Genomic DNA, 23848 nt, shown 5'->3' with positions numbered 1-23848 from the left:
TTACAGGATTCATGTACCTTGAAGAAATAATAATAACTTTTTAACCATGAAAAAACTATTGATAGTATTGGCCTTGGCCTGTACTCTGTCTTCTCTTTATGCACAGAAAACCTGCTATAGTGAGTTGAAGGGAGATACATTAGTGATTGGAAATGAGTGTATTGAACGAAAATTCATTTGGAATGACGGTAATCTTGTCACTTATAGTCTGAGCGATAAGGCAAACCGGAAAACAACTTTCACGGTAAAGCAGGCACCGGACTTCTTTATCTCCAAAGATACCCGGGAAGCTTCCAAAGGAGCTTGTCGGGTAGAAAAGGTGGCTGCGACTGATATTCATCCGGCCTACTTGAAGACGATAGTTACATTTTCTTTGGGAACATTGGATATACAACGGATTTATCGTATATATGACGGTTGTCCGGCCATAGCATGTGACACTTATCTGAAAGGGAGTGTTAACAGCGTTTTTGGCGGACGGGAAGAAAATGCGGCTGACCGGAAAAACATCGAGTTCGTTGAAGACATGAAATCCAAATCCGTTACGGCTATTTTGGATCAATTATATCTTAAAGGGCAGCATTGGCATGCCAAGGCTGTTGAATTTTGGGATGTGACAGATTGGAACAACAATTTGTTGGCAGAGAGGGATGTTATAGCCTATCGTAAAAACAGTTATCGGGGGAATTTGCTCTTTGTTCGAAACGGGGAAGCAGGCACCGGCTTTTTCTTTCTGAAAGAATCCCCTTGTTCCAGTGTCCAGTTAGCCTATAAAGGTGCTGATTTCATCGCAGAATTCGGGAAATTCATGATTACAGGACTGGGAATTACTGAAAAGGATATTCAGGAAGATACATGGACAAGAACATATAGTTGCGTCACAGGGGTATATGGCGAGGGTGAATTGCAGGCACTGACAGCGCTCCGCAGTTACCAAAAGAATATTCGCCGTCATTTCCGGAATCGTGATGAAATGGTTATGATGAACACTTGGGGCGACCGTAGTCAGGACACAAAAGTCAATGAAGCATTTTGCCTGCAAGAGTTGGAACGTGCCGCAAAACTGGGAATCACTCATTTTCAAATAGATGATGGATGGCAGGTGGGCAAGAGTCCGAACTCAGCGGTAGCTAAAGGTTCTTTTAAGAATATCTGGGACAATAAGGACTATTGGAAACCGGATCCTGTCAAATATCCCCGCGGATTGGCTCCGATAGTAAAGAAAGGAAAGAAACTGGGCATTGAAATTGGTTTGTGGTTTAATCCGAGTGTGCAGAATGATTTTGTCGACTGGGAGAAAGATGCCGAAACACTGATAGGATTGTATCGTGAATATGGTATCCGTATTTTTAAGATTGACGGATTGACTATTCCTACCAAGAAAGCGGAGATTAATCTCCGGAACTTGTTTGATAAAGTATTGGCGGAAACGGATAATAAAGTCATGTTCAATTTGGCTGCGACAGCCAGTCGGCGGGGAGGTTATCATATGTTCAACGAATATGGAAACATCTTTTTAGAGAACCGTTATACGGATTGGCAGAATTACTATCCGTACTGGACGCTTCGCAACCTGTGGATGCTGTCCAAATATGTTCCGGTAGAGAAATTACAAATCGAGTTTCTGAATAAATGGAGAAATACGGAGAAATATGGAGATGATCCGTTTGCCCCGCACCGATATTCTTTTGAATATTTGTTTGCGACCACCATGGCGGGGCAACCATTGGCATGGTTTGAGGCTTCCAACTTGCCGGAAGAAGCATTTGGCATTAAAGACTTAATGGAGAAGTATAAGAAAGTGCAGTATGATTTCCATCAAGGAACTATTTTACCGATTGGAGAAGAGCCTTCGGGGCGCTCGTGGACTGGATTTCAGTCTCTTTGTCATTCAAAAAACGGTTATCTCCTTATTTACAGGGAAGATAATGCACGGGAGGAGACATGGGTGGAAACATGGTTGCCCGAAGGTGCAGAAGTTATGTGTACGCCGATACTGGGGAATGGGAAACTGATGGTAACGACTGTCGGCAGAAAAGGAACAATAAAAGTCTCTCTACCTGAGAAGAATGACTTTATGCTATATCGCTATGAAATAAGATAATTATCCTGTTTACAGGCCATATATATCCAGCGTGGTGGGTATATAGATACACCACGCTGGATATATATACTCACCATGCTGGATATATATACTCAGTAGCGTGAGCGTAAATCGTTGATAGTTAGAAGAATATTAATATTGTAAATAGATAATTTAATGCAAATCAGAAAAAAGACAATCGTGTGTATGTTGCTGTTTATCCTTTTTGTAGGGAATGCAGTAGCTCAAAACCTGATAACTAATGTATATGGTCGGGATATTCGTTCTTTAAACGGCAAATGGAATGCTATCATTGACTTGTATGACCAAGGTCGGGGAATGAAGGTATATAGAAATCAAAGTCCTAAAGGCAACACTGATTTCTATGAATATTCTTTTCAAGGAGGATTGCGGCTGAATGTTCCCGGTGACTGAAATTCACAAACGCCGGAGCTTAAATACTATGAAGGCACAGTATGGTATGCACGTCATTTTGATGCAAAGCGTTTGACACATAAACGTCAGTTCCTTTATTTCGGAGCTGTCAGCTATCGTTGCCGTGTTTATTTGAATGGGGCAGAGATCGGCCCATGAAACAGGGCTTCGCTCTGTCGACCAGCATGAATTGATTGCTCTGATGGCTCCCCGTCCGGTCTATATTGCCAGTGCGGAAGAAGACCGCTGGGCTGACCCGAAAGGGGAATTTCTTTCCGGTGTATATGCCTCTCCTGTTTATGAGTTGTTCGGGCTGCCGGGATTGCCGGTAAAAGAAATGCCGGCTGTCAATCAGCCTGTATTGTCAGGCACTATAGGTTATCATATCCGTTCGGGAAAACATGATATTAATCTGTATGACTGGACGCAGTTTGTGAAGTTTGCCGATAAACATTTGAAGTAAGATCACTAATAGATATTTATATGAAGAACAAGTTTATAAAGTTAGTTTTTGTTGCATTTGCGCTGATAACCCAATTATCACCTTTGAAAGCGCAGACGCAGGAAATAGATTTATCCGGTAAGTGGGGATTTCAGACGGATGTGATGGATTTCCGGCGTGGTTCGTTGGATGTGCGTTATATACATCGTTTGCAAGAATCGATTGTCCTGCCGGCCATTACGGATGATTACAAGATAGGTTACAAATCTCCGTATCGGCATATTGACCGTCTGACCCGTGTATATGAATACATGGGGCCGGCTTGGTATCAACGTGAGATTGCTATTCCGAAGGAATGGAAAGGGAAACGTATCTTCATGTATTTTGAACGGACACATTGGCTAAGTTCCATTTATGTGGATACGAAAGAGGTTAGTAAGATTGATTATGTCAGTGTTCCTCACAATCATGAACTGACAGATTTTGTGAAACCGGGTAAGACACACGTTATTACCGTATGTATTGACAATCGTTATCAGTATGATACCCACAAATGGGATCATGCTCATTCCGAATTTACGCAAATCAACTGGAATGGCATATTGGGTGAAATGAAGTTAATGGCTGTAGACCCTGTGTACATTGATGATATGCAGTTATATCCGGATGTGTCAGACCGTTCGGTAAAAGTGAAAATGAAAATACTGAATCATACTCATAAACTTGTTACCGGAAAAGCGGCTTTTACAATATCAGGCAATTCGTATGATTTGAATAAAGAGATAACCGTCAGTGGAAATGATTCTGTCTTTTATGTAGAAGATGTTATCGCATTAGGAAAGAATGTCCGGTTGTGGGATGAATTTACTCCCAATCTTTATACATTGCAATGTGACCTGACTATCCGTGCTGACAATGCAAACTATCAACATAGCCGTTCTACTACTTTCGGAATGCGTGAAATAACGGCGGATAAGGATAAAATCTATCTCAATGGTAACCGGATACACTTACGTGGAACAGTAGAGAACGCTGTCTTCCCTAAAACAGGCTATGCGCCGGTGGATGATGCGTCTTGGGAACGTGTGCTGACTATCCTGAAAGACTATGGAATGAATCACATGCGTTTTCATTCTTGGTGTCCGCCTGCGGCTGCATTTCGGGTGGCTGATAAATTGGGAGTATATCTTGAAGTGGAAATGCCGATGTGGGGAAAAGATGCTGAACCGGACGAAGCCCGTTATAATTTCTTCCGTCGCGAGCAGAAAGCCATTCTGAAAGAGTATGGCAATCATCCTTCCTTTGTTCTCTATTGCAATGGTAATGAGATTACCGGTAATTTTGATTTTATCGAAGAACTTACTCATTATGGACGTACCACTGACAGCCGCAGACTGTATAGCGGTTCGACGGCCCGTACCCGTGTCAAGTCCGACCAATTCTATATCACTCACCAGACTACTAAAGGTCACATGGCTATTTATGAAGGACGACCATCTACCGACTGGGATAAAAACAAAGAATTGGGTATTGACGTACCTGTCATTTCCCATGAATCGGGACAACGCTGCATCTATCCTAATTTTAAGGAGATTCCTAACTTTACCGGCCCTGTACAAGCACGCAATTTTGAAGTGTATCGTGATTCTTTGGAAGCACATGGCATGTTGGATCAGGCAGATGATTTCTATCAGGTTTCCGGTGCGCAAACCGTACTCGAATATAAAGACGTGATTGAAGCTCAACTGCGTACTTATCTGAAATCCGGTTTCCAGCTTTTGTCTATTAATGACTTTACGGGGCAAGGATATGCGCCTGTCGGTATCCTCGATCCTTTCTGGAATTCTAAAGGACTAATTACACCGGAGAAGTTCCGGGAATTCTGTGCTCCGACTGTGGCTCTGCTGCGTTTTTCGAAACGTTCGTACTATAACGATGACGTATTCACAGGAAAAGCGGAAATCTATAATTATAGTCCCTCTGCCCTGAAAAACGCTAAGTTTAAGTGGTGGGTGACAGATGCGGACGGCAAGGTGCTGAAAAGTGGAAAGCTAAAAACACAAAATATCGGTAATCATGGTGTTTTTTCCGCAGGAGAATTTAGTTATGCACTTAACGGTATCACCGCTCCTCAAAAGCTGACTGTTCATTTATCGGTGAATAATACAATCAATAATAGCTGGGATATTTGGGTATATCCTCGTCGGGAACTGAAAGAACTGATGCAGTCTACGGCGGATGTTCTCTATACGACGGTATTTGACGACAGGGCTAAACAATTCCTTAAAGAAGGAAGGAAAGTTGTCCTATGCCCCATGCCGGCTAAGGTTATAGGGCGTAGTTCCAATTTCCATAATCATTTCTGGAATCCTATCATGTTCAAATGGAAACCGATGACACTGGGTTGTCTGATTCATACAGACAAGGCGATGTTCGACGATTTCATTACGGAAAAACACCTTGACTGGCAATGGTGGGACATCTTAACGCATGCCAAAGTAATCGAAATGGATGAGGCGCCACGTCAGTTGCGTCCGTTCATTCAGGTGATAGACAGTTATGAAACTAACCACAAACTGGGAATCGGTTTTGAAGCCAGAATAGGAAATGGGAAGCTGATGGTGTTGGCACTGGATACAAAGAAAGAAATGGAGAAACGGCCTGCCACTCAACAACTGCTGGTTAGTATCGACCGCTATGTGAAGAGTGACCGCTTCAACCCGCAAGTAGATGTAGAAGCGTCGTTTATAGAATCGTTCTTAAGAAAATAGGGAAAGAATGAGAAGTTTTAGTTTTATTCTAAGTCTTTTGTTTCTGACATCTGTATCGGCACAGGAAATACAGATGTCGGAGACGGCTTCTTTGGAGCAAATTTACGGAGAAGTGCAGGAGGCAGAGGAATTGCTGCCGATGAATGAGTTGGGAATTGAGTTCGGATACGCCCTTTATGAGGCCACAATCACGGCAGAGGAGGAGAACCCGGTATTGATGGTGGAAAATGTAAGAGACTATGCCGCCGTATATGTAGATGGAAAGTTACAGGGATGGATGACGGAAGAGAAGAAAGCAATCCCCTTACGGGTGCTTGCAGGCAAGCACACCTTGCAACTATATGCGGAAAATATCGGCCGTATCACCTATGGGCCGGAGATATTGGATAATTCCAAAGGGCTTTTTGGCAGTATCACCTTGTCGGATACGGAAATAGGGAATTGGAGAATGATTCCTTTGGCAGTACGCGATTGTGCAGTCGGTGAACTGACTTTCGCACCACAAACGGACGGTGGTCGCCCTTGTTTCTATAAAGGGACTTTTACAGTAGAAATCCCCGCTGATACTTATCTGGATGTCTCCGGTTGGGGAATGGGAGAAGTATGGGTGAACGGACATTATGCGGGCTCTTACTGGGAACAGAATGCGCAGCAATCTATACAACTTCCAGCAGAAACATTGCAAAAGGGGGCAAATTCCCTGACCGTTTTTGAACTGAAAAGTAACGGCAAGCGCACCATGCGCCTGTCAGATAAAGCTATATTTAATTAAATGAAAGAAACCATGATGAAAAAAAGGTTGATAGCGTGTGGGGTGTGCCTTTGGACGGCGTTTTGCATGCTTGAGGCGAGGAATGAGAAGCCTGCCGTATATAAAGACGCGAAAGCTCCGACGGAGAAGCGTGTGGAGGATTTACTCTTGCGGATGACAATGGAAGAGAAAGTGCTTCAACTGAGCCAGTATGTTGCGGGACGGAATACGAACGCGAACAATATTGGTGAGGAGGTGAAGAATATCCCTGCGGAAATCGGTGCGCTTCTTTATTATAGCACTAGTCCCCGCCTGCGTAACAACATACAGAAGAAAGCGATGGAAGAGTCGCGGTTGGGGATACCTGTACTGTTCGGGCACGATGTGATTCACGGATTCCGTACTGTTTACCCGATTTCCATTGCGCAGGCTTGTTCGTGGAATCCGGCTTTGGTTGAGAAAGCTTGCGCCATGGCTGCCAAGGAAGCGCGTTTGGCAGGACTGGACTGGACGTTCTCGCCGATGATTGATGTGGCACGCGATCCTCGCTGGGGGCGCGTTTCCGAAGGATATGGGGAAGACCCGTATACGAACGGAGTTTTTGCTGTCGCTTCAGTGAAAGGATATCAAGGTAATAATTTGGCGGACGGGGAGCATATTGCCGCTTGCCTGAAACATTATATCGGTTATGGAGCTTCGGAAGCGGGACGTGACTACGTATATACGGAAATCTCTCCGCAGACTCTTTGGGATACCTATATGCTTCCCTATGAAATGGGAGTGAAGGCGGGTGCTGCTACCCTGATGAGTGGCTTTCATGATATAAGCGGTGTACCCGCCTCTGCCAATCATTATACGATGAGAGAGGTATTGAAAGGTCGTTGGAGGCATGACGGATTTGTAGTTTCGGATTGGGGTTCCATAGTACAGTTGATTTCCCAGGGAGCAGCGGAAGACCTGAAGGAAGCCAGCGAAAAAGCAATCATGGCAGGCGTGGATATGGACATGATGTCCCGCGGATATGACAAATACCTGAAAGAACTAGTAGGGGAGGGCAAGGTGCCGATGGAGATTGTGGACGATGCCGTTCGCCGCATCCTTCGTTTGAAGTTCCGCCTGGGCTTGTTTGAGAATCCTTACATAAGAGAGACGACAGAAAAGGAGCGCTTCTTGCAGCCGGAAGATATAAAAATAGCAGAGAAATTGGCGGAAGAGTCTTTTGTGCTGTTAAAGAACAAGGAGAAACGTTTGCCATTGGCGGCGGATACAAAGGTGGCGGTCATAGGCCCGTTAGGTAAAAATCGCTGGAACTTGTTAGGCTCCTGGACGGCTCACGGCAAGGACGGTGATGTGGTAGGAATTTATGACGGGCTGAAACTGGAACTGAAAGACCCGTCACAACTGCTGTATGCCAAAGGATGCGACTTTGACGGTAAGGATGAATCGGGCTTTGCCGAAGCTGTCGCTACGGCCGGGAAGGCGGATGTCATCCTGCTTTGTCTAGGTGAAAAGCGGAACTGGAGCGGGGAGAATGCTTCGCGCGCTTCCATTGCCTTGCCGAAGATACAGGAGAAATTAGCGATGGAACTGAAGAAGACCGGCAAACCGATTGTGCTGATTCTCTCCAACGGACGTCCGTTGGAACTTTGCCGTCTGGAGCCGGTTTGTGACGCCATTGTTGAAATCTGGCAACCGGGCATTGCCGGAGGCAAACCGCTTGCGGGCATTTTGACAGGAAGAATCAATCCTTCCGGCAAGTTGCCCATTACTTTTCCGTATGCAACCGGACAGATTCCCATCTATTATAATCGGCGGCAGAGTGCCCGTCCTCATCAGGGCAAGTATCAAGACCTGACGATAGAACCGCTCTATGAGTTCGGACATGGATTGAGCTACACTACTTTTGAGTATGGCGACCTCAAGGCATCTGCTACTCAACTAAAAAGGGGAGATAAACTGTCAGTAGAAGTTGCGGTGACCAACACAGGCGACAGGGATGGTGCGGAAACTGTCCATTGGTTCATTACAGACCCTTATTCAACGATTACCCGTCCGGTAAAAGAATTGAAATATTTTGAGAAGCAAACGATTAGGGCCGGTGAAACCAGAACTTTCAGATTTGAAGTGGATTTATTACGTGACTTGGGCTTTATTGATGGAGACGGTAAACGCTTTTTGGAAAAAGGTACTTATTATGTACAAGTGAAGGATAAAAAGGTGAAATTGGAATTGATAGACTGAAAGTAAAGAATTGATAATATGAGAAAGATATTCTTGTTAGGCGCATACCTTTTATGCAGTGTTTTCGTGAGAGCGGTAGAAATCCCTTTCCAAAAGTCCGAAGTTAAGTCTATCATGCGAAAGGTGGCGGATTGGCAGATTGCCAATCCACACCCCGCCCCTGAACATGACGACTTGAACTGGCCGCAAGGCGCTCTTTATGTCGGCATGGTGGATTGGGCGGAATTGGCTGAAAAAGAAGACGGTGATGATACTTACTATAAGTGGCTTATCCGTATAGGTCGCCGGAATTGCTGGCAGCCGGACAAACGGTTTTATCATGCTGATGATATTGCCGTGTCACAATCCTTTTTGGATTTATATCGCAAATATAAGGATGAAGCGATGATTGTACCAACATTGGCTCGTACGGAATGGATTATCAATCATCCTTCTGGAGGCAGTTTCAAATTAGTGGAAGGTGACTTGAAAACTTTGGAACGCTGGACTTGGTGTGACGCCCTCTTCATGGCTCCTCCTGTATATGCCAAACTGTATATGCTGACCGGAGACAAGAAATACATCAAGTTTATGAACCGTGAGTATAAGTCGACTTATGATTACTTGTTCGATAAGGAAGAAAATCTATTCTACCGTGACTGGCGCTATTTTGATAAGCGTGAAGCTAATGGAAAGAAAGTCTTTTGGGGTCGTGGTAATGGTTGGGTGCTTGGTGGGCTGGTTGAAATATTGAAAGAGTTACCTCGAAAAGACAAGAACCGCAAATTCTATGAGGAACTGTTTGTGAGACTGGCTACACGTGTTGCCGGATTGCAGCATCCTGATGGATTCTGGCACGCAAGTCTGTTAGACCCTGCTTCTTATCCGTCACCGGAGACTAGCTGTACAACTTTTATTGTTTATTCCATTGCTTACGGCATCAATGAGGGGTTATTGGATAAGGTGACTTATCTTCCTGTGATGATAAAGGGATGGAAGGCATTGTTATCGGCTGTAGAACCGGATGGAAAACTGGGTTACGTACAGCAAATCGGTGCCGACCCGAAGAAAGTGACCCGTGATATGACGGAAGTTTATGGAGTCGGTGCTTTCTTGATGGCGGGCAATGAAATCTATAAAATGGCAAGATAATTTGTGTCTTTATGGAGAAGAACTGTAGCAAAACTAAAAAGCTCGTTCTGTAAGAACCAGATGGTAGCTGTTAAGTGTGGAAGAACTATATCAAACTTCGTTTACCGAGTGATGATATACTTCTTTTCATTGTTGCGGGAGAATATGCCAATTGATAAAGAAAGTTAATATTATGGGACTTGACCTATATAATACATAAGAATTCTGCGCCTGTCAATATATAAAATAGTAATCTAATTAAATGGAAGACCTGGAAAGAGAACTTTTGTTGATTTCCAAAGGGGATGAACTGGCTTTTAACAGTTTTATGAACCGATATTCGAAGAGGTTATACTATCATGCCTTTGGTATTCTTGGTAATAAGGAAATGGCTGAAGAAGTGGTAGGCGATGTTTTCTTTGAAGTGTGGAAACTACGTAAGACGCTTTTGGAAATTGCCAGTATGTCGAGTTGGTTGAATACGATTGTTTATCGTAAATCAATCTCTTATTTGCGTAAAGAGGTGAAGGGTAATCAGGAGATCTCTTTTGAAGAACTTCAGAATTTCTCTTTCCCCGATATGCAGACTCCGATGGATGATATGCTTTCGCGCGAAGAGATACAGTGTTTGAATGAAGCAATCAATAGTTTGCCGCCCAAGTGCAAGCATGTATTCTTCCTGGCAAAACTGGAACAAATGCCTTATGCGGAAATTGCGCATATGTTGCAAATTTCACTTCCTACAGTGAACTACCATATAGGGTATGCTATGAATGCTTTGCGAAAGAGACTTGTAGGCGGGTGATTCAGAAAAAAACAGCACTGAAAGAAAAAAAGTGGGAATTAGCCCTATAGATAAATTCAACCTCTGCGTCTTTATAAATAGAAAGAAGTTTTAGGTGAAAAGATTGTTTGCAGGAAAAAGAAATTGAAAGGATAAAAAGAATTGAAGATGGATAAAGATATAAATGATTATAAATATGGTGATTTGCCGGATGATATCAAGTTGAAGTCGTTCGTACAACATAGCACTCCGGCTGAGATAGATATCTCCGCCATTAAGAAAAGAGCTTTTTTGAAAATGCACCAACAAGAGCGTAAATCCAGGCAGAGGCGCATTATGATGTGTGTCGGCTCGGTGGCTGCGACGCTGCTTCTTTTAATAGGTATTAAATATATAATCGGGGAGAATACAACGGACGGTTTGCATCGTGCGGAAGTTATGGAAATGATGGCTGATGTTTACGATGAAGAGGTCGAAGTGCCTGTTGGCGAAAAGATGACGTTGATGTTGGCAGATGGTACCAGAATCATAGCCAATTCGCGTACTGTTGTCCGCTATCCCAAACGTTTTAATGGCGAGTACCGTGAGGTATACGTGAAAGGTGAGGCCTACTTCGATGTGGCACACGATGCGGAGCATCCTTTTTTAGTTAATTCTGATAATTTTAGAGTGAAGGTGCTTGGAACCAAATTTAATGTGAACAATTACGATGTTTCGGATTCGCAGGTTGTGTTGGTACAAGGTTCGGTAGAACTCAAAACGTCCAACAATGATAGGGTGCGCATGAAACCGAATGAACTGGTAAATTTGCAGGAGGGTGGTTTTGCTGAGAAACGGTTAGTAAATACCGATGAATATACTTGCTGGATGCAAGGGATGATAAACCTTGCCGGTGAAAGTGTAGAGTCTGTAGCCCAACGGCTCAGTCATTATTACGGAGTGACTATTCTGTTTGATGATAAGATGTCAGCTAATAAACTTTATGGCAAATTAATGCTGGGTGATCATGTCAGTGAAGCCTTGAAAGCCATTGAAACCATGACGCAAACCCGAATGAAAATTCATGGTGATACGATCTACTTAGTGAAGGAGTAATTATATTTGTTATTGATTATTCCTGAATAAAATAATTACATAGAAACTTATTATTAACCAATTTGTAATGCCTTCATAGTAAGGTATAGGAGATTCACGTCCCTTTTCAAAAGGAAATGTTGTACTCCATTAATACCAGTGAAAAATATGAAAAGATACACACGCACATTTATGCTTTTTATAGCGGCTCTGATATTCTGTGGATGGTCTTCGGCACATACACAAGTATCTGTAACTAAAGGACTAAAAGCGCCTGAACAGACAGTATGTTTTGAGCCTGATACTACCTCTGTACTCAAAAATCCCCTTACGGGCTGGGTGATGTACCTGGGACGTGCATGGGATGAAAACTTTTGGCAGACCCAACGCTATGATGCTATGCCTGTAAATGGTGGGGATTCCACTGTTCGTGTGAGCGATTACGCCGGTACATGTTATATTCGCATCAATTGGAATATGCTTGAGAATAAGGAGGGAAAGTATGTATGGAACGATCCGGACTCACGTATCTATAAATTGCTTGCTTCGGTGCGCGAACGTGGTATGCGTTTGGCTTTCCGTATCAATGTAGACAGTCGCGACCAGGGACAGAATACACCTCTCTATGTAAAGGAAGCCGGTGCGAAGGGTTTTCAGGATCCTAATAATTCCCAAATATGGTCGCCTTATCCCGACGATGCCGTATTCCAACAGAAATACGAAAAATTCCTTCAAGCCTTTGCCGTTGCTTTTGACGATCCCGATAAAGTGGATTTTATTGATGCCTATGGACTTGGCAAATGGGGGGAAGCACACGGTGTGAAATATAATGATTACTCAAAAAAAGAAGAAGTATTCGAATGGATCACCGATGCTTATGCAAAAGCCTTCAAGCGTGTGCCATTAGTGATAAACTACCATCGTCTGGTAGGAGATACCATCAGTTGGGCGGAACCACACCCTGATAGTAAGAGGTTGCTCGAAAGAGCCATTGCCAAAGGATACACCATTCGTCACGATGCTTTTGGGATGACCGGTTACTACGAGCAGTGGGAAAAAGATTTTGCCCGCGCTTACCGCTTTCGTTTGCCCATCATTATGGAGGGAGGATGGATTACCGGAGCACATCACCGTTATTGGATTGACCCCAGCGGCAAGTATCGTGAAGGTCATTCGGAGGATGTACGCTTGGGCGAGTACGAAGAAAGCCGCAACGCCCATGTCAATATGATGGATTTTCGCATTGGTGATGAAGTCGCTTCATGGTTTAATACCTCTTTCGATTTGGTGAAGCGTTTCGAACGTGAGGGAGGATATCGGCTCTATCCTACTAAGGTAAGTTTCGCAAATAAAGCCCGTTCAGGCGAACAGGTAAGCGTGCAACATAATTGGCGCAATTTGGGTTGGGGATACTGTCCTACCAATATTCCCCAATGGAAAGGAAAATATAAAGTCTGCATCGCTTTGATGGATACTCATCATAACATTGTGAAAAAACAGCTTGTAGATGAGGCCGACCTCTCAACTTGGGTGCAAGGCCATGATGGTCATTACACTACCACTATCAATTTGGATGGTCTTCAAAAGGGAAGCTATACTTGGCTTATCGGTCTGGTTGATACAACCAAAGCATGCCGGCCGGGTTTGAAGATGGCGGTCGATAAGAATCTTCTGTTTGAGGGATGGTGCAAAGTCGGTAAACTTAAAATCAACAAGTAACCGGCAGATTACTCATAAATCGTTATGCAATAAATATTAATTATTAATCTTATATTATGAATCGGAAAACAATCACAACTACGGTGGTGAGCTTGGCAAAAGCTTTCTGCCTGGCTGGGTTACTGTCTGTGCCCGCTTATTCCAGCGCGTCGACTGTTTCGTTCGAAAAGGTAAATGGGATGTATATCCTTAAAGCCGAAGATTCGACAGTAAAACAAGTGTTCGACTACATTGAGAAACATAGCCAATATGTTTTTGTCTATGACCAACCTGTGAAAGACCGTCTCAACAACAAAGTAAACATCGAATTGCAAGGAAAATCGATTGATGCTATTTTGGCGGAAGTATGCCGGCTTGCTGATTTGAAATATCATATCCAGAACCGCCAGGTGACTATCACTGCCAATCCTTCTAAAAGGGCTGCCACTCAGGTGAAAAAAGCGAAGCGTATCTCGGGACAGGTAGTCGATGCTACCGATCTTCCGATGATTGGTGCTACAATTCGTGTGAAAGGTAGTGAAGCTGCTACCATTACCGACCTTGACGGTAAGTTTCAGATGGATGTTCCTGAGGGTAGCGAACTGCTCATCAGCTATGTCGGTTATAATGACAAAACCGTGCGGATAGACAGCAAGAATATGTATGCTGTTGTTATGGAAGAAGCCAGTAAAGCACTTAATGAAGTAGTGGTTATCGGTTACGGTACGGTGAAGAAGAAAGACCTTACCGGTGCGGTGGCAGCCGTGAAAGGAGAAGAACTGGTGAACAAACGCACAGCCATGCTTTCCAATGCTTTGCAAGGATCACTTTCGGGAGTGATGGTGACGCGTGAAAACTCGGCTCCCGGTTCAGGTGCCGCATCCATCCGTGTGCGTGGTATTACTACTATGGGTGAATCGAGTCCGTTGATAATTGTAGACGGTGTACAAAGTTCGCTCGACTATGTGAACTCTAACGATGTCGAGAGTATCTCAGTACTGAAAGATGCTGCGGCTGCCAGTATTTACGGCTCGAAAGCTGCTGCCGGTGTTATCTTGGTTACTACCAAGCGTGGTAACGATAGCGGTAAAATCAACTTGAAGTACAATGCCGAATTCGGTTGGGAAATCCCTACCAAACAACCTAGCATGGTAGGAGTCACCCGCTACTTGGAGATGAGTAACGAGTTGAAGTACAACGATAATCCTACCGGCGGCTTTTTTCAGGAATATACGGCCGACCAGACAAAGAATTGGGTAAAGTATAATGCTACCGATCCCAACAACTATCCCATTACCGACTGGACTGACTTGATTTTGAAGTCGAGTGCTCCCCGTATGACTCACACTCTCTCCGTATCGGGCGGTAACAAAGCGGTAAAGTCGGTAGCTACTCTTTCGTATGACGAGGTGGACGGACTTTACGATGGTCGTGGATTCCAACGTTATATGTTTCGTTCGAACAACGACTTTAATATCAACGACAAACTCAGTGCCCAAATAGACGTGAATATCCGTCATGCTAAGAATAGTACTAAGAATTTCGATCCTTTCGATACCATGCGTAAGATGCCTGCTATCTACCCCGCTACTTGGGATGATGGTCGTCTGGCTTCAGGTAAGAGTGGCGCAAATCCCTACGGACTGCTTGTAGCCGGTGGTAACTCAGTGGCTCACAGTACCCAGGTGGCTGGTAAAGGTTCGCTGACTTTCAAGCCCATCAAGGGATTAAGCATCTCGGGTATCGTATCTCCTTTTATCAATTATCAAAAGAAGAAAGCGTTTAAAAACTCATGCGGATATACCCTCGCCGACGACCCTGAAACTTTTGGCGGTTATTTCGACTCCGGCAGCACATGGACTACCAATTCGCTTGAGGAAACCCGTAAGGATAATTATCACGTAACCAGCCAGCTTATTGCTAATTATATGGGAACCTTTGGCAAGCATGATCTTACAGTGATGGCAGGTTTTGAGAACTACTACATGAAGGACGAAGAACTGACTGCTGCTCGTGATAAATACGAACTTACCGGTTATCCTTACCTCAATATCGGTTCGGAAGATTTCCAGACCAATAGCGGTAAAGGCAATGAATATACTTCCAATTCAGTTTTCGGCCGTGTTATCTATTCATATGCCGATCGTTACCTGTTTCAGGCCAATGTACGCCACGATGGTAGTTCGCGTTTTGCCAAAGGGTATCGTTGGGGTACCTTCCCTTCATTCTCGGCAGGTTGGGTAATGAGCGAAGAAAAATTCATGAAGAACCTCAATTGGGACTGGCTTTCATTCCTGAAGTTGCGTGGTTCGTGGGGTATGTTGGGTAACGAACGTATCGGTGACAATTATTTCCCCTACATTGCTTTGATGAGTTTTGGTAATTCACTATTCTATATGGCCGACGGAAGTGTTGTTTCTGATAAGACAGCCCGCCCTGCTGTGTTGGCTGTAGAAGATATTACTTGGGAAACCACTACCAGCACCGACATCGGTTTGGATGCCAACTTTTTCAACAACCGCCTACAGTTCCACTTTGACTATTATTGGAAGCAGACTAAGGATATGTTGCTGAATATCGAAATCCCTTACTTCATGGGATACAACAATCCCAGTACAAATGCGGGTAAGATGTCTACACATGGTTATGATATTGAACTGGCATGGAACGACCGGATAGGAGACTTCAAGTATGGCGTGAATGTGAATTTCTCTGACTTCCTCTCAAAAATTGACTATATGAATGATGGCGAGCAAATCAGCGGTGGTAAGATTAAGCGTGCCGGTGTGCTTTTCAATGAATACTATGGTTATGTATGCGACGGTATCTACCAGACTCAGGAAGAAGTGAATAATTCGGCCCGTACAAGTACTACCGTAACGGTGGGTGACTTGAAATATCGTGATATCAGTGGTCCTGATGGTGTACCCGATGGTATCATCAGCCCCGAGTACGACCGTGTCCCCTTGGGTAACTCACTTCCTCGTTTCCAGTATGGCGGTACATTCAATGCTTCCTACAAGGGGATTGACTTCAGCATTGCTTTCCAAGGTATCGGCAAACAGAATTCGTACCTTTCTACTGCCATGGTGCAACCTTTGCGTGATAACTTTGGTAACGTGCCGTCAATTCTCGAAGGTAACTATTGGAGTCCCTTCAATACCGCTGAAGAGAATCTGTCGGCCAAATATCCCCGCCTTTCGAACGTATCAAAGAGCAATAACTACGCCACATCTAGCTTTTGGATGTTCAACGGTTCATATTTCCGTTTGAAAAACCTCACATTGGGTTATACCCTGCCTGAAACTTGGACGCAAAAGGCAGGCATAAATCGTGTCCGTTTCTATGTGAGCGGTAGTGACCTTTTCTGTTTGAGTAATTTCCCCGATGGTTGGGATCCTGAAATGAACTACAAAGCTTATCCGATTACCACTTCTTTAGTAATGGGTCTGCAAGTTAACTTTTAAATAAATAGGAGTAGAATATGAAAACAAAGATATTATTATTAGCCGGAATGTGCCTGGGGCTTGCTGCTTGTGAGAGTATGGACCTGGTACCCAGATCACAAGGTAATACCGAATCATGGTACACAACCGAAACAGAATTACGACTGGCTTCCAATGACTTTTACATTTTGGGGTATTGGCAAGAACCTCTTAGTTCGTCCGAACAGTGGTCGGATAACACTACCTATCGTCAGACGAACCGTAATCCGGGAAGTGGCGGAACCATACTTGATGGAACCATGAACGGTCAGCAGTACGAAGTATATGCCTTGTGGCAACAATCATTCAAACTCATTGCCCGCGCCAACACAATGCTTGAGAATATTCACAAGGCAAAGGGCTCTGTGACTCAGGAAGTGTACGACCGCTATGCCGGTGAGGCTTACTTCTGCCGTGCCTGTAAATATGCCGAATTGATTTTCTTTTATGGTGATGTACCCTATCAAGAGGAGACTATTACCATCTCCGAAGCTTTGCGGCGTGGTCGCAAGCCTAAAGCAGAAGTGATACCTTTGGTGTATGCTGATTTTGATAAAGCGATAGCCGGTTTGCCCGAAAGCTATGGACAAGGTGAGAATATCCATGCCACCAAAGGTGCGGCGCTGGCTATGAAGGCACGTTTTGCCCTCTATATGGGCGACTATGAAATAGCTGCTCAAGCTGCCAAGGCTTGTATGGATCTCAAGCTTTATTCTTTGGAGCCCGATTATGCCAAGCTTTTCAAGCAGAGCACCAAACTGAATGATGAGAAGGTGTTTGTGATACCTCGCTCTATTGAAAACAGTGTGATACTCGACTCTTGGATTGTGAAGAACGCTCTTCCCCGTAATGCCGGAGGATATGGTTCATATAATCCTTCATGGGACCTCTTCGCTTCATACCTCTGTACCGACGGACTGCCTATCGACGAGTCTCAGTTGTTCGACCCCCGCAATCCGTTTAAGAACCGCGACCCGCGCTGTGCGATGACTATTGTTGAGTTCAACACCGAGCACTGTGGCTTCGAGTACGACCCCAGTCCGGCAGCTAAAACTGTGATGAACTATACTACGGGCAAGACACAGAGCAATCAAGATACCCGTATCGTAAATCAATATAGCTCATATACGGGCTTGTTGTGGAAGAAAGGTATTGATGCTTCCTGGACAGTAGACCAAAAGGTAGAGCAAGACTACATCGTAATACGCTATGCCGATGTACTGTTGATTTATGCCGAAGCCATGATAGAACTGAACCGGATTGACGACAGTGTGCTGAAAGCCATCAATATGGTACGTGCCCGTGCCTATGGCGTAGATGTAACGGCAACCGACAGCTATCCTGCCGTTACTACTACCGACCAGACGGAGTTGCGTCGTGTGCTACGTATAGAACGCCGTATGGAGTTTGCCATGGAGAACCAACGTCTGCAAGACTTGATGCGTTGGAAATTGGCAGGGAAAGCATTGAACGGTTACAACTATATCATGCTAATCAATCCTACGGAACTGCTGAACAATGTAGTGAACAAGAACCTTTGGTTCTGGGGAATGACCCCGCAAATCGACGAAGATGGTCTGGCTGACTTTTCAGCTCTCTTCAATGCCGGTTATTGTTCGCAGGGCGCCAAGCGCATTTTTCCCGAACGCGAATACTTGTGGCCGCTGCCTACACATGATGTGGAATTGTGTCCCAACTTATTGCCCAACAATCCGGGTTATTAATCCTATAAACTATTACGAACATGAAAACAATACATTTATATAGAAGCCTTGGTGTGGTGGCCGTGGGAATGATGAGCATGCTTGCCACCTCGTGCGAAGAGGATATAGACAATACTGCCTCACGCAATCAGTCGGAGATTGAACTGGCTCCTTCGGGTGAATATATCAAGCTCGATGAGAGCAAACCCAACGAAACGGCTGTCACTCTGAAGTGGAGTGCCGCTCACGATTTTGGTGAGGATTATATCACGACTTACAAATATGAGATGCAGCTCATCGGTAGTGAGGCTACGAATATCAAGGAGTTTGACGACGATGGAGAATTCTTTCGCTCGTACACCAACGAGGAGATGCAGAAAATACTGGTCGACCATTTCGGACTTACCACCAGTACTATTGGCGAAGTACTGTTTACTGTAACAGCCAATTTTGAAGGTCCCCGTCTGATGGTACCTGATATTGCTACGGCTACGTTAAAGATAAAAACGTATGGTCCTAAACAGTACAAAGCCGATAATCTCTATGTGGGAGGTTCCGCTGTGGGCGAAGACAATATAAAATTGACGTTGAAAGACGAGATAAACAAGATTTATAGTTACGAAGGCGCTTTGGCGGCCGGTAAGATAAACTTCCCTGTTGATTATGCCGATGAATTGAATGCCATTGGGCCGGAAACTGCCGATGCTCCTATAACCACCGGTGAAATGACAGGTGTTATATCCGACCGTGCCGAAGCCAATTCGTGGGTGATTCCGTCAGCGGCTACGTATCGCATCACTGTGAATATGAGCAAACGGACTGTGAAGATAGTAGAAGCCGGTGCGGTAGTTGAGGCTGAGCAAATGTTCCTGGCGGGTACTGCTGTAGGTGAGGAGCAAATTGAGATAGCTCAAACTCTCGAAAATGATCAACTTTATGCTTGGCGCGGTGAATTGAAAGCCGGTAGCCTTTACATACCGCTCACTTTCGAGGGCGAACAATCGATGGCTATTGTGCCGGAAGTGGCAGATAACCACGACATCGAAGATGGTCAGTTGGCAACGTTCGGGCAAGCACTTATCAGCAAAGTAGACAGGCAGTATTGGACTATTCCGGCTGACGGGACTTATCGTATTGTATTGAATAAGGAGGAAAAGACCATTGCTATCTATTCGGCTGCTACTGATTTGAAACCGCTTACCGTATCGTTTAATAATACAACACTGGGGATAAACCCATGGAAGCAGGATGTCAATGTACTGCACATGTATGGTGGCTTCAATGGTTTTGCTTACGATGCAGGTACTGACGAAGAAACCGGAAAGCCTCTTAAGTACTGTCAAGTGAAGTATGACCTTATTCAGAGCCTTGCCAATCCGAAAGTCTTTGTTTATAAAGGTGACGTATTGCCTAGGACTGAAAAAGCAGATGATTATGGAAAGAAGAATGCTGGTTGGGTAAACTTCTGTACGCTGCGATATGCCAATAACGGATGGTTTGTTGGTTCTACAGCTGATGCTGAAAGGGGTAAACGTAACGGTTATAAAGAAGTAGAGGCCGGTAAGATAGAGGGTGCTGTAGTTGGGCAGAGTCATAACCGCTACGCTTATTTCCTCATCCCCGAAGGCTGTAACTATGTAGTAGTGGATATAGAGAATAACACTGTACTCTTTGATATTAAATAAATCCAAAATTGAACAGAATAAGGGGTGAAGCTTCAATCACTTCACTTCTTATTCTACCTTTTAAACAATAACAATTAACGACATATATTCTATGAACAAAATAATAAAAAACAGCATCAAGACCTTGTCGATGTGCCTGCTGGCTGCTACGGCTCTTATAGGCACTGCTTGTTCAGACGATGATGACCTTACCACCGACTATAGTTGGAACATTGAAGGCAACACTACCGTCAGCATTAAGCCCGAACGCTATAAACTGCTGCGTAATCCCATGAGCGGATGGGTGATTTATGCCGGTATCGGAAGTGGCATGATGATGGATTTCTGGAATCTCTACGACAATTTCGAGTCGTCCGAAGGTATCGTGAAAGTATCCGACTATGGTAATACCCTCTATATACGTGGTCTTTGGAGTCATTTCAATCCTGAAAGAGGTAAATATGTATGGGATGAAACTTTACAGACCGAACCGGCAAAGCGCTTCCGCATGTTGGTGGAAGGAGCTAAAGAACGCAACTTGAAGCTCGCCTTCACCTTTGTGTGTGACAGTCGCGACAAGCATGAAAATGCCTGTCCCGAGTATGTGAGAGAAGCCGGTGCCGAAGGATTCACCACTACTACCGGTAGTGTAGACGTATGGACGCCTTATCCTGACGACCCCATCTTTCAGAAAGAGTATGAAGCATTCCTCACCGCTTTCGCTGCCAAATACAATGACCCCGACGTCACTCAATTTGTAAGCGGCTTTGGCTTGGGCAAATGGGGGGAAACTCACACACTGAAATACTCTACAGGTGATGAGAGCCCCAGACAAGCTGTATTCGAATGGATTACCGATGTAATGTCTCGCCTTTTCACCAAAGTGCCTATCATGATAAACTATCACCGATGTCTGCTTTCTACCAAAGAATCTGGTGATGTTGATACCGGTATATCCGCCGATTTGGTGAGACGTGCTGTAGCCAAAGGTTTCTGCCTGCGTCACGATGCTTTTGGTATGAAACAATATTATAAGGATTGGGAGCGTGGCATCGCTGCCGCTTATCGTGGTATCGTACCTATCACTATGGAAGGTGGTTGGGTGGAATCATCCCACGGTGGTTCTATTGCCGGCGACGGTTATAAGAATTTTGCCGAAGTGCGCCAGGGGGAATATGATGAAGCTAAGGGTGGTTATGTCAATATGATGGACCTTCGCTTTGATTCCAACGTGAATACCGGTGAAACGCACTCTTGGTTTAACACCGCTTTCCACCTGGTAAAGGAATTTATATCCGAAGGTGGTTACCGTCTCTACCCCGACCGTCTGTCTATTCCTACTACAGCCCGTAGCGGTAGCAACGTATCATTGACTCACCGTTGGTCGAACTTAGGCTGGGGGTACTGCCCTACCAATCTGCCACAGTACGGTGACAAATACAAACTGGCTATCGCCTTGCTTGATAAGAACACCGAAGAGCCTGCCCGCATCTATATAGAAGAGAAAGCGGACATTGCTACCTGGATGAGCGGAAAACCAAAAACTTATACGAGTAGCATCAAACTCACCGATGTAGCCGCAGGTACTTACACTTGGGCGGTGGGACTGGTAGATACTACCAAAGAGAACGCTATCGGTATCTTGCTCTCTGCCCGCGATGAGTATCAAACCGCCAAAGGTTGGGTGAAAGTGGGAGATATAACTATTCAATAATCAAAAAAAACGCTGTGCTGTGATGAAAAAAATCTTACTGACATGCATAGCCGTAGCCTGTAGCCTTGTGGCTGTAGCCGGAGAACTGCTCATCGAAGCAGAAAGCTTCAGCCGGCGAGGCGGCTGGGTGCTCGACCAGCAGTTCATGGATCAGATGGGGTCGCCCTATCTCATGGCACATGGCATGGGTATCCCTGTGGCGGATGCTACGGCAGAAATCAACATTCCCCAAGCGGGCACTTACTACGTATATGCCCGTACTTACAACTGGACTTCACCTTGGACCGATGCCGAGGGGCCCGGAAAATTCCGCCTAGCTTTAGGTGGCAGATTGCTGAAAGCTACATTAGGACATACCGGTAATTCCTGGCAATGGCAATTTGCCGGAAAGGCAGTATTGAAAGCAGGGACTACCACTCTTGCGCTGAAAGACCTCACTGGTTTCGATGGTCGTTGCGATGCCATTTACCTTACAACCGATGCGAATACGCAACCCGCTACCTGGGATACGGCAGAGACAGCCGCACTACGTGACCGCTTGCGACAACAACAGACGGTGCCCGCTCGTCAATACGACTTTGTGGTAGTAGGAGGGGGAATAGCCGGTATGTGTGCTGCCGCATCGGCCGCCCGGTTAGGCTGTAAGGTGGCATTAGTGAACGACCGTCCTGTATTGGGTGGCAATAACTCGTCGGAGATTCGTGTACACCTCGGCGGTATCATCGAAATGGGGCCTAATCAGGGATTGGGGCGTATGATACGCGAGTTCGGTCATGAACGTTCCGGCAATGCACAACCGGGTGACTACTACGAAGACCAGAAGAAAGAAGACTTCATAGATGCCGAAAAGAACATTACCCTTTATGCCTCTCAGCGTGCGGTAGCCGTGAAGATGCAAGCAGACCGTATTGCGTCAGTCACTATCCAGCACATCGAGACGGGCGAACAAACCGAACTTACCGCTCCTCTCTTTAGCGACTGTACAGGCGACGCTACCATAGGCTATTTGGCCGGCGCCGATTGGGCTATGGGGCGTGAAGGCCGCGATGAATATGGCGAGAGCCTTGCTCCCGAACAACCCGACTCATTGGTGATGGGGACCTCTATACAATGGTATAGCAAGGATATGAAGAAGAAAACTTCCTTCCCTCATTTTGAATATGGCGTGCGCTTTGACGCTGAAAACTGTGAGCCTGTAACTATGGGCGAGTGGAAATGGGAAACAGGTATGAACCGCAATCAAGTCAGCGAAGCTGAACGTGTACGCGACTATGGACTTTTGGTGATATATTCCAACTGGAGTTATCTGAAGAATCACTACACAGGCGATAAGAAGTATGCTAATCGTTCCCTCGACTGGGTGGGGTATGTTTCAGGCAAACGTGAATCACGCCGTCTCTTGGGCGACTACGTACTGTCACAGGACGATATAGACAAGAATGTGGCGCACGAGGATGCTTCGTTCACCACTACCTGGAGCATCGACCTTCACTTCCCCGACAGCGTGAACAGTGTCCGCTTTCCCGGCAATGAATTCAAGTCGGCTACGGTGCATCGTTGGATTCATCCTTATGCCGTTCCTTATCGCTGTCTCTATTCTCGCAATGTGGACAATCTCTTTATGGCAGGCCGTAATATGAGCTGCACCCATGTAGCTTTGGGTACGGTACGTGTGATGCGTACTACCGGCATGATGGGTGAAGTAGTAGGAATGGCAGCCGGACTCTGCCACAAGCATCGTGTAGAGCCACGCGACATCTATCATCATCACCTTCCCGAACTGAAGCAACTTATGCAAGCGGGCCTGGGCAAACGTGATGTGCCCGATAACCAACGCTTCAACGAACCCAACGAATTGTTGGAAGTTCCGGGAGCTTACATCAAACCGTAGAC

The 23848-nt window shown here is 45.1% G+C and carries 13 protein-coding genes and 2 pseudogenes; all 15 read left to right on the top strand.

Features of this window, described 5'->3' with window-relative positions; genetic code table 11:
- Positions 1–46: 46 nt before the first annotated feature.
- On the top strand, positions 47–2104 hold the full coding sequence (locus tag NSB03_RS02710; protein WP_024986392.1) for an alpha-galactosidase: 2058 nt from the start codon (positions 47–49) through the stop codon (positions 2102–2104).
- Between the two features lie 156 nt (positions 2105–2260).
- Positions 2261–2668, top strand: a pseudogene (locus NSB03_RS02705) (glycoside hydrolase family 2); the annotation flags it as partial.
- Between the two features lie 25 nt (positions 2669–2693).
- Positions 2694–2981: pseudogene (locus tag NSB03_RS02700) on the top strand (acetylxylan esterase); the annotation flags it as partial.
- 20 nt (positions 2982–3001) lie between these two features.
- A complete protein-coding gene (locus NSB03_RS02695) occupies positions 3002–5731 on the top strand; it encodes a DUF8487 domain-containing protein (RefSeq protein ID WP_024986389.1) in 2730 nt (909 codons plus the stop codon).
- Between the two features lie 7 nt (positions 5732–5738).
- Positions 5739–6503: a glycoside hydrolase family 35 protein gene (locus tag NSB03_RS02690; protein ID WP_024986388.1), complete on the top strand. Its 765-nt coding sequence runs from the start codon at positions 5739–5741 to the stop codon at positions 6501–6503.
- Between the two features lie 15 nt (positions 6504–6518).
- Positions 6519–8723, top strand: a complete 2205-nt coding sequence (locus NSB03_RS02685; protein ID WP_024986387.1) for a glycoside hydrolase family 3 N-terminal domain-containing protein — start codon at positions 6519–6521, stop codon at positions 8721–8723.
- A gap of 18 nt (positions 8724–8741) precedes the next feature.
- Positions 8742–9854 carry a glycoside hydrolase family 88/105 protein gene (locus NSB03_RS02680; RefSeq protein WP_024986386.1) on the top strand — a complete coding sequence of 371 codons (1113 nt, stop codon included), beginning with the start codon at positions 8742–8744 and terminating at the stop codon, positions 9852–9854.
- 241 nt (positions 9855–10095) lie between these two features.
- On the top strand, positions 10096–10638 hold the full coding sequence (locus NSB03_RS02675; protein ID WP_024986385.1) for an RNA polymerase sigma factor: 543 nt from the start codon (positions 10096–10098) through the stop codon (positions 10636–10638).
- Between the two features lie 147 nt (positions 10639–10785).
- Positions 10786–11712 carry a FecR family protein gene (locus NSB03_RS02670; RefSeq protein ID WP_024986384.1) on the top strand — a complete coding sequence of 309 codons (927 nt, stop codon included), beginning with the start codon at positions 10786–10788 and terminating at the stop codon, positions 11710–11712.
- 147 nt (positions 11713–11859) lie between these two features.
- A complete protein-coding gene (locus tag NSB03_RS02665) occupies positions 11860–13410 on the top strand; it encodes a DUF4832 domain-containing protein (RefSeq protein ID WP_024986383.1) in 1551 nt (516 codons plus the stop codon).
- A 56-nt stretch (positions 13411–13466) separates the two neighbouring features.
- The gene (locus tag NSB03_RS02660) at positions 13467–16856 is read left to right on the top strand and encodes a SusC/RagA family TonB-linked outer membrane protein (RefSeq protein WP_136013572.1); all 3390 of its coding nucleotides are present in this window, start codon (positions 13467–13469) and stop codon (positions 16854–16856) included.
- Between the two features lie 17 nt (positions 16857–16873).
- Positions 16874–18598 carry a RagB/SusD family nutrient uptake outer membrane protein gene (locus NSB03_RS02655; protein WP_024986382.1) on the top strand — a complete coding sequence of 575 codons (1725 nt, stop codon included), beginning with the start codon at positions 16874–16876 and terminating at the stop codon, positions 18596–18598.
- Positions 18599–18618: 20 nt separating this feature from the next.
- Positions 18619–20262 carry a SusE domain-containing protein gene (locus NSB03_RS02650; RefSeq protein ID WP_135037891.1) on the top strand — a complete coding sequence of 548 codons (1644 nt, stop codon included), beginning with the start codon at positions 18619–18621 and terminating at the stop codon, positions 20260–20262.
- A gap of 91 nt (positions 20263–20353) precedes the next feature.
- Positions 20354–21955, top strand: coding sequence for a DUF4832 domain-containing protein (locus NSB03_RS02645; protein ID WP_024986381.1), 1602 nt, complete (start codon positions 20354–20356; stop codon positions 21953–21955).
- A 22-nt stretch (positions 21956–21977) separates the two neighbouring features.
- Positions 21978–23846, top strand: a complete 1869-nt coding sequence (locus NSB03_RS02640; RefSeq protein ID WP_135037894.1) for an FAD-dependent oxidoreductase — start codon at positions 21978–21980, stop codon at positions 23844–23846.
- The last annotated feature ends 2 nt before the right edge of the window (positions 23847–23848 follow it).

This window comes from Bacteroides acidifaciens (genome assembly GCF_024623065.1).
GTDB lineage: Bacteria > Bacteroidota > Bacteroidia > Bacteroidales > Bacteroidaceae > Bacteroides > Bacteroides acidifaciens.
Note: the sequence above shows the minus strand (reverse complement) of the source record. Positions and strands in the feature narration are given on the sequence as shown.